Genomic DNA, 13098 nt, shown 5'->3' on the forward strand with positions numbered 1-13098 from the left:
TGCGGCTCTTTCTTGCAGGCGGGATAGCCGACGATGGCCGCGAGGTGGACGATGGCGTCGACACCGTCGAGGGCCTTCTTCATGCCGGCCGCGTCGGTCACGTCGCCCTTGATGAGCTCGAAGCGGTTGCTCTGGCAGCAGGGGAGGAGGCCATGCCCGCCGAACTTGAGGGAGTCGTAGACGCGGACGCTGTGGCCCTGCTCGAGGAGGAGGGGGACGAGGGTCGAGCCGACGTAGCCGGCGCCGCCGGTGACAAGAATGTTCATAATCGCGTTTCCTTGATCACTCTCTCAGGGGTGCAAAAAGGGTGGGGTTGGACAGGGTCGGGGTTAAGGGATGGCGGTAGTGACTTCCGAGGCGACCACGGCCCGGGTCCGGGCCAAGGTCTTGTCTTGGACCATGTCGACGAGGGTCTGTTCGATCAGGTCGAGGCAGCGCTCTCGTTCGAAGAACTGCCCGCGCTGGACGGCGTTGCGCTGCCAGGTGACGAACGCCTCCTGCTGCTCCGGCAGGCTCGCGAGCATCTCACCGGCGGCGCCGATCTGGTCCCAGGCGAACCAGGGGCCGAGGCCGTTGTTCCGGACCTCGCGCCCGAGCGGGCTGTCGGGGTCGGAGACGGCGAGGATCGGGGTGGACGACGCCATGCCGGGGATAGTCTTGCTGGGGAAGAAGGATGAGCCGATGTTCGCCTTCTCGGTGACGACGTAGAAGTCGGTCTCGTTCAGCGCCCGGGCGAAGCCCGGCTCGTCGGCGGGCTCGCCCATGATGAAACGCGAGTCGCCGCTCGAGGCGACCCACTCGCGGACCGCGCCGGCGTTCCCGCCGCTCCCCTGGATCCGGAACTCGAACGGTGCGGGGGTGGCGGCGATCGCCTTGCAGAAGTCGAGCAGACCTTGTTTGGTCCCGATGTTGCCCGAATAAAGCAGCTTGGGCGGCCGGGCCGCCTGCCGGCCCACCTTGGAGGGGAGTCGACGGATCTCCTCGGCGAGCGAGGGGTGGAGCCAGTCGGGGATGAACAGGATCGGCTGGTCGCGTTCGGTCAGCCCGTTGAGTTTCTCGATCATCGCCGGCGAGAGCGACCGCCAAACGTCCGCCCGGTTAAACAGGGTCTTCTGGACGTTGTGGAGGAGCTTCTGAAGCCAGCCATGCCGCGTAATCCCCGTCGCTTTCGCGGCATCGGCGGGGAGGTCCATGACGCTCAGGCAGAGGGGACGTCCATGGATCAGCTTGTGGAGGGCGGCGAAGGCCACGCCTCCCGTGTGCGGGCACAGGGCGATGATCGCGTCGAACTTGCCACGGAAGAGGGAGCGCGTCAGCGAGGCGAAGAATGTCGCGTCGAGCAGCATCCGCTGCGCCGCCGAACGAGGGTTGCGGGGGATGAAGAAGCCGTATCGCTCGACCTTGACCCCGCCTTCGACGCTGCGGTCGATCCGCAGGCCGTTGCGTCCGCTCTTGTCTTTCCACTCGGGGTAGAACGGGTACGGGCACCGGACCGTGACGTCCAATCCTCGGCTGGCCAGGCCGCAGCACATGTCGCTATAGATGGCCCCACCGGCGAATTCATCGGGGAGGTATTTGTCGGGGATGACGAGAACACGGAGCGGCTTTCCCGAAGTCTGCTGAGTCATGATCGATTGATTTTCCCAATGGAGACGATCGGGGAAAGATCGCCTGTTCGTAAGGATATCACGACTATGGCGAATTGCGGCACAAATCGGGTCCGCGTGGTGATTCTGGCCCGACGGCTATCGTCGGCATTCCCGGCTCACGCCACATCGCGCGGCCGTTAGGGATCGTTATCTTGGCGGAGCGGACCCGCCCGGGTCGATGCCTGCCTTGCCGGGAAGGGCCTTCGGCGGCGGGCACCGAGGGCTCTTCAGGGGCGGAGGTGTCGACGTACGAGGAGGAGGGTCGGGGTCAACACCAAGACCGCCGGCGCCGTCCCTCGCGAGGTCGAGTCGCGCGGGTGGTGGGGGGCGAGTTGACGGGATCGACGAGCGTCACGGGGCAAGGGGATGGTGATGGCAGCTCGGGTCACGGGATTGTCGGGGCATCGAACCATAGAAATAGATGTACGGCATCCGAGGGGGCCTCGACGGTTGGGCCCCCGTTGAGGACGGGTTAGCGTACGGCCGGTCGCACCGGGTTGGCAAGCGACGATGTGGGGGCCGTCGTCGGCTTCAAGGGCGCCTCCGCAGTCTTCGGAGGGTTAGGGTTGGCAATTGGCTTGGAATCGTCGAACTTGTTCAAGTAGATCGACATCCGGCATTCGATGCCGGCGCGAAGTAATCCATCGCGGTTCGGGACTTCGGCCATCACCCGGCAGGTCTGGGTCATGGGGTCGATTCGAGGATCGATGTAGACGACCCGGCCCGGGAATTCCAGGCGTTCGAGCTCGGCTTCCCTCCCCCCGAGGTCCATGGAGGCCGAGACGACCTGACCGAGCTTCACCCGCCAAACGTCATGGGCGTCGATGAAAGAGACCACACGCATCAGATCCATGGTGACAATGACGAGGACTTCCTCGTTCGGCGTCAACGAGGCCCCGACGGAGTGGTTGATCTCGGCGACGACCCCGTCATACGGGCTCACCAGCTCACGAGAGCGGAGGTCGGCGCCGACTTTTTCGCGAGTGATCTCGGCGACCCGCTTTGCATGCCTCGCCTTGTCAAGATCGATCTGGGCTGCCCGTTGTTCGTGCTGGTGAAGCTCCCAGTCCTCGTGGCTGAGCATGTTGCGCTTGCGGAGGGTCTCGGAGTGCTTCACCTTGGCACTGAGGTAGGTCAGCATCGATTCGCAACTGCGGATCTCCAGGTCATTCGCGGCGTTGAGCTTTGCTTCCTTGAATTCCTCCTGGAGTCCCTTATCGTTGATGCGCGCCACGACCTGGCCGGCCTTCACCCGGTCGCCGCGCTTCACGTACAGATCCTGAAGCCTCGAGCCGGACTGGATCGAGACGTAAGCTCCCAGGCTGGTGGTCTGGTCGTAGAGCAACTGGCAGTGGGTCAGGTGCAGTTCCGTGGGATCATCGCTCCCATCCCGGGCGGGTTCCGCGGCCATGGAAAGGGCGACGCCTACCAGGGGGATGAATGTGAAACCGAGCATCCAGATGATGCGACGCATGGACCACTCCGCGGGAAGAGAGAGGAAGGCAAGGGTGAGCATCGAGGGGGGCGGGTCGGCCCGTCATCCAAGACGGCCCGACCCGCTGTCAAGAGTGCCTTGGCGACGGGGCCGGACGCTCGCGAGGGAGCGGATCAGGAACTGATCACTTCTCCGTTGCGGTGCTCGTGCGAGTGGTCGGAAGGTTGATCGGCTTGGCCGTTCAGCTTCACGTCCTCGCCGTTCGTGGCCGCGGCCGACTCGCCGTTCGTCCCGTTGTATCCGTAACCATACCCGTATCCGTAACCATACCCGTATCCGTAACCATACCCGTATCCGCCGCCCATGTTCTCGCGGGTGATCCCGTTGAAGACGAGGCCGAGGACGGAGGTGCCGGAGGCGTTGAGCATCTCCATGGCCCGCTCGACTTCGTTGAGCTTGAGCGTCGCCTCGCGGACGACGAGGACGATCCCATCGACCGAGCTGCCGAGGATCACGGGATCCGTGACCGCCAGGAGCGGCGAGGAGTTGATGATCACCGTCTCGTAGGTCTCGCAGGCCAGATCCAGGAATTCCTTCAACTGCGGCGAGGCGAGCAGTTCGGCGGGGCTCGAGACTTCCGTCCCGGCCGAGATGAGGTCGAGGTTCTCGACGCTCGTCGGTTGGGTGACGTCCTGCATGGTTCGCTTGTTCGTGAGGACGTCGCTGAGGCCGGCCTCGTTCAACAGGCCGTGGAAATTGTGGTGCGAGGGCTTGCGGAGGTCGCCGTCGATCAGCAGGACCTTCTTGCCCGTCTGCGCCAGGCTGATGGCGAGGTTGCTCGTCGTCATACTCTTGCCGTCGCCCGGGTGAGGGCTCGTGACCAGGATGACGCGAGCGGACTTGGCACGTCGAATGAACTCGAGGTTGGTCCGGACCGCCCGGTACGACTCGGCCCAGAGCGAACGCGGCCGGGTCGAGGCGATGAGGGCGATCTCCTCGCGGCTGTTCACGTTCTCCTCGGTGATCAAGGGCACCTGGCCGAGCACCGAGTAGTTGAGGATCTGACGCAGTTGCTGGAGCGAGTAAATCCTCTGGTCCATGCGTTCGGCAACCAGCGTCACGCCGACGCCGAGCATGCAACCCATCACGAGGGCGATCGCGAGCGTCCTGAGGAGTCGAGGCGAGACGGGCGTCGGGGGCGAGTGCGGCAATTCGAGCGTCTGGGCGATGACGCTGCTGAAATCGCTACCGAACTGGGCCTGCTTCAACTGGTCGACCACCGACTCCAGCAAGGTCCGCTGTCGATCGACGCTATTCCGCAGGTTCGTCTCCATCAGCAGGCTGGTCTGGATATCCTTCGCGTCCTTCTGGTGTTGATCGGCGCGCTGCACCAACTCCGCGTGGAAACGCTCGGCCGACTTCAGGGCCTGGCTCACCGCTTGTTCGAGATCCTTGGTCTCGGTCGCCTCGAGCTTGCTTCGCAAGGCCTTGGCCCGCTCGGAGGCCTCGAGGATCTGCTTCTGATACCGTTCGACCTGCGAGTAATGCGGGCCGAAGGTATCGATCAGCTCTTGCTTCTTATTGGTCAGTGTGCGGATGTAGTCGAGGGTATTGGCCTGCATGGGCGAAGAGCCGACCGCCGAGTTGAGGCTGGTGTTGTCGCCGCCCAACTGGCCGGTGGCGTGGGCGATGGCCCACAGTTCGACCCCTTCTCGCGACAGCCTCTGGATGAGCTCGAGCTGCGACCGGAGGTTGGCGATCTTGATCATCACCTCGTTGGCCGCCTGGTCGGACTGCTCGAATCGGCGCGTGATGTGCGAGCGGCCGGTCTCGTCCATCACGATCATCGGGGAGTTCTTGAGGAATTCAAAATGCTTCTTCTCGGCGAGCTCGAGTTCCTTACTCAGGTCGTCCTTGGCCTTCGAGATGAGCTGGATGACCTCGCCGCTGCTCTTCTGGAACGTGAGCTCGAGGAAGCGGTTGTAGCTCTCGATGAGGGCTTCGAGGAAGCGCACCGACTCGTCCTGGGAGTGGGCCCGGAAGGTGATCTTCACGACCTTCGCGAGTCGGTCGGGCCGGGTCACCTTCATCTGTTCGATGGCGGTGTCGACCGGGCTCTCGCCGGGTTTGGCGTCGAGGGCGAGCGACGGTAGGTTCTTGAGGCCAACCTTTTCGAGGGCACGCTTGACCACGACCGGGCTGGTAATCAGCAGCGTGTGGGTCGGGATATAATCTTCGTTCGCGTTGGTCTCCATCCGGTCCATGCCGGTGCTCGACATGCTGACCGGGCGACCGCCTTGCTGGAGCACGAGGAGCCGTGCCGTCGCCTCATAGACCGGGCGGGTTTTGGCGAGGTAGAGCACCGCCATCGTCAGGCAGACCGCGATCGATATGACGACCAGGAGCCAGCGACGCTTCACGATGGCGGGGAGCTCGCCGAGACTCTTGGAAAGCTCATTCAGCTTGGGGTGCTCCAGGAGGGAGCTAGCATTTTCCTGCATGGTGGACATCCTCGTCATGGGAAGCGCGCGTGAATGAAAATAGACGGTAGTCCGCGAGGTCCATGCCACGCGGGATAATGACCCGACTCGCTTCCTTGCCCGGTGGATGAATAACGTCGAGTCTGACGACCGCAGCCTTGCGCGTCAAAGAAATTATTGCATTGGAAATAGGTTGATCACTTCGTGGGAGCCGGCTGCGAGGCGTTGCCGAAGGAGCTGGGCTGCCCGCGAGGGTCGGTGTTGCTACGCTCGGGCCCGACCACTTTCGCCTCGACCGCAAGCTTCATGATGCGCTTGAGCCCGTCGTTACTTGGGTCGAGGGCCGTCCCGGTCAAGGCCTGGCGATGAGCCTCCTCGGGATCGCCCCAGAGCAGCAGCCAGGCGATGAGCTCGTGCCGCCACTCGGATCGCATGGGCTCGTTCGAGATCGCCTCTTCCATGCCGGGGCGAGCGTCTTTCCGGTCGTCCAGCCGAGCCTGGATCTGCGAGGTGAGCCAGAGCCGTTCGTTTGCCGACAGTTCCGTGTCCTGGGGCACGAGCTTGAGGGCCGCCTTCAGGAACATCTCCCGGGGGGCTTGCGCCTCGGGCTCGGCGTAAAGCCGGTCCGCGAAACGCATCATAATCCCCGCGTTGTCCGGGACGACATCCTTCAGGATCCGTTCCGGCGTGAGGAACGATCCCGCCGCGTCGGCGACCTTGATCCATCCGTCGCGGTCGGTGCGGACCTCCAACGATTGATGCCAACAACGGGCGGCCAGGTCTCGGTCGCCAACTTGGAGCGCGAGCTGCGCGGCCAGGTCGAGGATCGGGCTGTTCGAGCCGGCGAGACGGAGGGTGCGTTCGACGTGCTTCGCAGTGGGTTCACCATGTTCAAAGAGGTAGTCGAGGCTGGCGAGGCGAAGGTGGGGGGCGGCGAGGGAGGGGCAGCACCTCCTGGCTTCCAGGAATTCGTGGGCCGCCGGGACAAGGAAATCCCGTACTGGCTCGAATGTGAGGAGTCCTCCTTCGGCCGTCAACTTTTCAGGCGGGGTCGAGTGGGCGAGAAGATGGATCCAGATGGGATCCGCCTTGGAGGAGGAGGCAATTCTCAAAGGGGTCGGTTCCGGCTTCGTATCCGCCTTCGGAATGAGTCGCTCCGTAGGCCGGGCATTCGGGTCATTGGCAGCCTTATCGTCGGCGAGATCCTTGAGCCATTCGGAGGCGGTGAGCTCGAAGATTCCGAGGTAGTTCATCCCCAATCGATAGTGACCTTCCCACCAGTTGGGGCGGAGACGAACCGCGGTCAGGAGGGCCGCCTGTCGAGCCTCGAGGACATCCTTGGGGAGCACTTCGAGGCCGCCCGAGGGCATCTCGGTCTTGGGGAATGGCATCCCGGCCTGGACGACGAGGAGTTCGGCCCGCGCCATCGTCCACTCGTAACCGACGACGGGCACGCTCAAGGCGATCATACCGACGCTGGCCAAGTTGGAGAGCGCCCGACTCAGGAAAGGGGCGGAGGTCGTCGCGTCGCCCCGGCCATCGAGACCGATCCGGCAGAGGTAGCCGACCAGGATGACGGTCGGGACGGTGATCCCCGGGATGTGAATCGGGAAGTCGCTGAAGGACTGGAACGCGAGCGCGATGCACGAGGCGATCCCCGCGAGCACCATCCCTCGGTCTTCCAGCGTCGTCGTCGCCTTGTACGCCCGAGCGGCGAGCCTGGCGATCCCGCCCATCAGCAGGAGGGTGAGAGCCAGCCCGACGACCCCGGCCTCGACCAGCATCTGGAGATATTCGTTTTCGGCGTGGGAGAAGAAGCGAAGGTCGGCCATCCGGAAGTCGGCATAAGGGGCGGCGGCGACGGCGAAGCTGCCGAGCCCGGTACCCAGGTACGGGTGTTGCAGCCAGACGGGGAAGACGTGGCGCCAAAGCTCGAACCGGACCGTATAGCCGGACTCGGTTAGGTCGAGGATCGACGCCAGCCGGAGGAACGGCGAAACGCTGCCCACGACCAGTAGGAGCAAGGGGACCAGTACGAGGACGGAGCCCAGCCCCTTGAGATAGAAATTCTTCGGCCGGAGGATCACCGCCGCGAGCACGCCCGAGACGATCATGGCGAGGAAACCGCCTCGAGAGTGCGAAAAGAGCATCCCGAAGAGGATCATCCCGACGGCGTAAGCAGGCGTGAGGTAGGCGTAATTCGTCGGGGTGTTGACCACCCCCTTGCTGCCCCAAGCCGCGGGGCCCTTGGAGGCCGCCATCGCCGGACGCTTCTGGCTCGCCAGGATGAGGAACGCCACCGCGAAGCCGACGCCGAGGTTGAGGTACGCCGCGAGGTGGTTATGGCTGACGAACGGGCCGCCGGTGAACCAACCGGTGGTCGTGGGGGCAGTCCGAAGCCCATAGATCTTGCCCTGCCAGGCGAGCGACTGGGCGACGGAGAAGAGCGAGAGGAGCGCGGTGTTGGCGGTGAGTGCGATGCCGAAGCGCCGGAGCGTGGCGAACCCACCCAGGCTCATCGACGCCTGGAAGAGGATCCAGGCACCTGCCAACTGGACCGCGACTTGCAGAGAGGAGTCGGGGTCGAGGCTGAGCGTGTCCGCGGGGCGACCGACCTCGGCTCGTGACTCGCCGATGAGGCGGGACGACTCGCTCGGCGCCAATTCCGCCCGAGACTTGGGGATCGACCGGTCAATCGACTGGATGGTGTGATTCGGAATGGGAGTCGCCTGGGCCAGGGCGAGAAGCCCCAAGCTCGCGATCGCAAGGCTGGGAAGGCAGAAAATCCTCCGGCACCAGCCGCGATTCCATTCGAGGATGAGGTGGAAGAGTGCGAGGAGCGCTACCCCCAGAGCCAGGCCGAACCCGGCCCAAGAGTCGACGGCACCAATGGCCCAGGGGGAGAGACAGGCCAGGGTGAGGACGATCACTTCGGAGCCAATCCTTAGGCTCCGCGTCCAGGTCTCGGATTCGATCGCTCGGGTCATCGTTCGGTTCCAACCGAAGCTCGCAAAGCGAAAAAATGAGCACATTCTTGTCTGACGGATTACTCCAGCCGCTCGACAAGAACGAAACTCATCAAGGATGTTGTCGCCGCCCCTTCACGAGACGACGACACGAGTCGGTCCGGGCGACGGTCGGCGTGGAGCCGGGCCGTCGCGTCGGGCCGGGATGACATTAGGCAGACGCCGTGGCGGCGCGGAGGTAGTTGTTGGTCACGATGGTCTTCAGGTTGTTGTAGGTCGCGACGGTCGACTGAACGCCGGCCGTGAACTGGGCCTGGGTGAGCAGGCCAGCGGCCAAGCCGCGGAAAAGAGCGCGCTGGGCGGCGAGCTCGACCCGGTTGATGTAGTTGATCTCGCGGATGTACGCGCGGGCCAGCGCGTTGATCTGGCGAGGGCTCAGGGCCGTCGCCGAGATCGTGGAGGTGCTGGAGGCCGACACGGAACCGCCCGGGACGGTTTCCAGGATGCCGGCGAACTGCTGCTGCTGCTTCTTGGACGTGGCGGCCTCGGCCGACGTCCCACCAACGAGCCCGAGCACGCCCAAGAGGGCGGCGAGGCCCAGGATTTTTCGAGTCATGGTCATCTGGGGTTCTCCGAGTAGAACTGTGCTGTTTGTCGAGAGGCTGGAGTAATGCTTCGTTGGCTCGGGCCCGGCCCGATCTGATTTAATTGTCAGGAGATTGCAAGCGCTTTGTCAATGTCTTCGGCCATCCATCCACGCCTGCGCGGTGAAAACCAGGGGGACGCACTCCAAGAGGGCGGCGGGTGGATGGCCTGACGGGTGGTGTTGCAAGGGAACCATCAAGTCTCACCAAGAGGATCGGCCGTTGGACGTCAGCATTGCCAGCCGGGATGATCGGGACGCCTCGTTTTCGAGGGCTCAGGGCTGACGTCCGGTGGCCGATGGAATTCGGCAAGGCGTCGGAAGTGGTCGGTCGTGTTGGTTTCGCGTCGGACCCCGACGGGGTGAAGGGAGACCCCTCGGGATTATCGCGGAGGCCTCGACCGGGCGTCACTCCGGCGGCGCTCCGCGTCGGGGCCGTCGCCGAGACGCGGACGGAGCAGGGAGCGAGGACTCAGTAGGCCCCCTTGCAGAGCAGCAGGACGTGGACGGTCCGCCAGATGATCCAGCCATCGGTGCCGATCGACCAGCGATTGATGTAGTCGAGGTCCAGGCGGAGCATCTGCTCGAACCCGACTTCGCTGCGGCCGCTCACCTGCCAGGGGCCGGTCAGGCCGGGGAGGACCTTCAGCCGCTGCGCGAACCCTTCGGAGTCGAACTCCTCGAGCAGGGCGCAGTCGCGGAGCTGGAGCGGACGGGGACCGACGAGGCTCATCTCACCCTTGAGCACGTTGATCAGCTGCGGCAGCTCGTCGAGGCTGGTGCGGCGGAGGATCCGACCGAGTCGGGTGACGCGAGGATCCCTCTTCATCTTGAAGAGGACGCCGCCGTTCGACTCGTTCTTCGCTTCCAGCTCCGCCAGGCGCGCCTCGGCGTCCGTGACCATCGTGCGGAACTTCAGGACCCAGAAGGGACGTCCGCCGAGCCCGAGGCGTTGCTGACGGAAGAAGATCGGGCCGCGAGAATCGAGGCGGATCAGCACCATCAGCAGCACGAACACCGGGCTGATGAGCATCAGGCTCACCGCGGCGGCCGCATAGTCGAAGATCCGCTTGGCGAGCCGCTGGGCCGTCTTCCGATCCGCGACCGCGGCGTCGCTCCCCCTCCATCCCCGACCAATCGTGCTCGCGCCGTGACGGAACGACGAAAGCTCACGACTTGGGATGAAGGGCTGTCGGATATCAGAAGCGTCGGTACTCATTGGGGATGTTCCCTTCAAACTCGTTATTAAGAGGCGGTGGCATCCTGGGGCGGTTGGCGTCTTCATCCCGGGCCGAGTGCTGAGTGCTTGTATGAGAACGTTTTGCCTTGGATTCTTGGATCCGACTCGCCGCACCGCCAGGCGGCCCGTCGTCTCCGGTTCGGTCTTCGGCCGCATTCAGGCGACCGGCGTCGGGATCGTCAAAGGCCGCGCCATCGGGCCCGGGTCATCGATCGCCAACGCCACCGAGAAGCCTTGCCGAAACCTGCTCATCCGCGTACATCTCGTGGCGAGCCATGGTTGACCCGAAGGTCACCTCAACTCGTAGACGCACGCCAATCGAGCACACGTGGTCACGGCTTCTCGGATATCTCAATCAAGAGGAAAACCTTGGGTGCGGTAACCTGGTACAACGACCGGTGACGGTCTTGAACAAGGCTAGAAGAGGAATGCCGATTCCGTGGCGGGAAGTTGGGAATACCGCAAAGTTGAAGTCGCTGATCCGGATCCTGAATCGTCCGGGACGATTTCTCTAAGAGTGCGGTAGCCGAAGGTGATCACCATCCGTGCGACTCAGGCCACGAGGCAGGACTGTCGCAAGGGGGCGATTGGACCCTTTCATCGTTCGGATGAAGGATCCGCCCGAATGGGCGATGGCAATGGGACGGACATTGTCGACAGCATGGTTTCGTCCAAATCCAAGAGCTAAGTTGCCATCCACGTGCAAAATCCCCCTTGACTTCGGACGGAACAAACACCTTCATCGGTGCTCAAATGCTTCGTCGTATTCGTCACCTCCACATGACTCTTTTCAACACCGCCGAGTACGATTAGTGCCGGATTTGGCCGGAGTTAACCGTTTTATCGACAGTGATGGACTCTTCTGTCCATCTTCCTCCCAGACCCAGGCCGTTGTAGCTTATCTCGGTAGGTATGGCCTGTCAACTATGAGTAGGTAAAATCTGCGAAGCAGGCAAAGTGTTTTGATTGTGGAGGAAAACCGTTTGGGGCGAGGATAAACCTTGAGTCAAGGTTCAGTGTCTGCCCGATTTTCCAAGACCCCGAGGATCGAGGCCGACGGCATCCGAGGTCGCTTATTATCGCTGAAACCCTCGGTGCATCCAGGTTGGGGAGGCAACCGCTACCCCACCAACAATAGTCGCGTCTCGTCTGAATATCAATAGTCAAGTTACGTCAATTTTCGTATTGTGCGTAACGGGCGGAAAAATCGGTTTGTAACGTCGAGTTGCGGGCTGTTGGCCAAGGTTCTCCCTCCCTTCGTTTCAACGGTAACCTTCGGAGTGTTCCTTGCCTGACGCCGTTGATTCATCGTCGGGTGGCCATTCGTCGCTTCCTCCGAACATACCGGCCCCCCCGCTTTTCGTGACACCATCACTTCGGTTCCGAAATCCGGTCATCGCGCCGATTGACGGGGGCTCGCCGGTTCTCACAGGCGTCGGGATGGCCTTCGTAGAACAAGTCAAAGGTCGCACTCGAGGGTTTGGGCCTGGGAGGATAAGAATTCGGCAACTCGCATTATTTGGCCGACTGGGAAGGCGTCTCAGGCTCGCTTGGGACGAGAGTGCGCGGGTCGATGAGGGCGATTGCCGTTTTCTTCGGAAGAGACCCGGACTGGGGCTCCTGATGCATCCCCGGTCGAGGAGGGATTGCTTCGGCCCGACGGCTCTGACCAAAATGTAAGGTATGACTCCTCAAACCCCTGTTCTCGGGCTTTGGGAAGTCCTCGGCGAAGTCGCCGTGCCTCGGGAAAAACCGTCGTTGAGTGTGGAACGCCCCAAAATCCCCGCCTGAACGAGGTCTGCGGTGTTCATGCCAAACGAGAGCCCTCAGCCCAACGTCTCGTCTTCGGATCAACCTGAAGGTCGCCCGGCACGAAGGAACGCGGGGGCCCAAAAAGGCGATTTCGACGTTGAGGTCGTGATCGATTTGCCGGTCAAGACTTGGCTCGACGCGGCTCGAAAGGGTTCGCTCGAGGCGTTGGGGTGGGCGTTTGAGGCCTATCGGCCGTACTTGGACCAGACCGCCAAGCAATGGCTAGGGGCCGACCTCGTGGTCAAGGAAGATGTCACCGACGTGGTCCAGGAGACGTTCCTCGAAGCCTTCCGTGATTTCGACCAGTTCCACGGAAACGATCAGGCCGAGTGGAAGTCCTGGCTCCGCCAAATCTTGCTCCACAACCTGTCCCACCTCCAGCGCCGCTACAGGGGCACCGGTAAGCGGCTCCTTAAACGCGAAGTGCCGCTGGCGGTCCTCCAAGGGGCCGGCGGCGGGGGTGGCTTCGATCTGAAGGACGACACGACTTCGCCAAGCGGCCACGCCATGCGCAACGAGGGCAACGACAAACTCCGACGGGTGATCGAACGGTTGCCTGTGCTCGAGCGAGAGGCCTACCTGCTGCGAGCGGAGCGTGGGCTGACTTTCGAGGAGATGGGGCGCGAGCTTAAGGTTACGGCCGTGACCGCCCGGAATCGCTGGCTCAATGCCACGAACCGGCTCTGGGATCAGCTAGGCCTTTCGTCCAGGGGGCGTTGACGCCTCGAGCCCGGCGTTCGGTCGGCCCTAATTCCTAGCGGGCAAGAGGATTAGGCTTGGGCCTGGCCCCGCTCTCGCTCGCCGACCGAGACCCTGGCGACCCCTGAGGTAGGGGACCGCCGGGGTTGTGCCTCGTGGAACTCACGGGGCGAG

General features: G+C 63.3%; 9 protein-coding genes. 2 read left to right on the top strand and 7 right to left on the bottom strand.

The window, feature by feature from the left end:
- From ACYOEI_RS22255 to ACYOEI_RS22285, 7 genes are all read right to left on the bottom strand, one after another.
- Positions 1–266 (bottom strand): NAD-dependent epimerase/dehydratase family protein (locus ACYOEI_RS22255; protein WP_462851775.1); only part of this gene is annotated, 266 nt, incomplete at its 3' end.
- 63 nt (positions 267–329) lie between these two features.
- The gene (locus ACYOEI_RS22260; protein WP_462851776.1) at positions 330–1628 is read right to left on the bottom strand and encodes a glycosyltransferase; all 1299 of its coding nucleotides are present in this window, start codon (positions 1626–1628) and stop codon (positions 330–332) included.
- 493 nt (positions 1629–2121) lie between these two features.
- Entirely contained in the window at positions 2122–3123 is a 1002-nt protein-coding gene (locus tag ACYOEI_RS22265) for an efflux RND transporter periplasmic adaptor subunit (protein ID WP_462851777.1), read from the bottom strand.
- 134 nt (positions 3124–3257) lie between these two features.
- Positions 3258–5585, bottom strand: a complete 2328-nt coding sequence (locus tag ACYOEI_RS22270; RefSeq protein WP_462851778.1) for a polysaccharide biosynthesis tyrosine autokinase — start codon at positions 5583–5585, stop codon at positions 3258–3260.
- 176 nt (positions 5586–5761) lie between these two features.
- On the bottom strand, positions 5762–8551 hold the full coding sequence (locus tag ACYOEI_RS22275; protein ID WP_462851779.1) for an O-antigen ligase family protein: 2790 nt from the start codon (positions 8549–8551) through the stop codon (positions 5762–5764).
- 190 nt (positions 8552–8741) lie between these two features.
- Positions 8742–9152: a hypothetical protein gene (locus ACYOEI_RS22280; protein ID WP_462851781.1), complete on the bottom strand. Its 411-nt coding sequence runs from the start codon at positions 9150–9152 to the stop codon at positions 8742–8744.
- A gap of 493 nt (positions 9153–9645) precedes the next feature.
- Positions 9646–10392, bottom strand: a complete 747-nt coding sequence (locus ACYOEI_RS22285; RefSeq protein WP_462851782.1) for a sugar transferase — start codon at positions 10390–10392, stop codon at positions 9646–9648.
- 91 nt (positions 10393–10483) lie between these two features.
- Here ACYOEI_RS22285 and ACYOEI_RS22290 point away from each other — a divergent pair, with 91 nt between their 5' ends.
- Both ACYOEI_RS22290 and ACYOEI_RS22295 read left to right on the top strand, forming a co-directional pair.
- On the top strand, positions 10484–10696 hold the full coding sequence (locus tag ACYOEI_RS22290; RefSeq protein WP_462851783.1) for a hypothetical protein: 213 nt from the start codon (positions 10484–10486) through the stop codon (positions 10694–10696).
- A 1634-nt stretch (positions 10697–12330) separates the two neighbouring features.
- The gene (locus ACYOEI_RS22295) at positions 12331–12945 is read left to right on the top strand and encodes a sigma-70 family RNA polymerase sigma factor (RefSeq protein WP_462851784.1); all 615 of its coding nucleotides are present in this window, start codon (positions 12331–12333) and stop codon (positions 12943–12945) included.
- Positions 12946–13098: the final 153 nt, after the last annotated feature.

Source organism: Singulisphaera rosea, assembly GCF_054877945.1.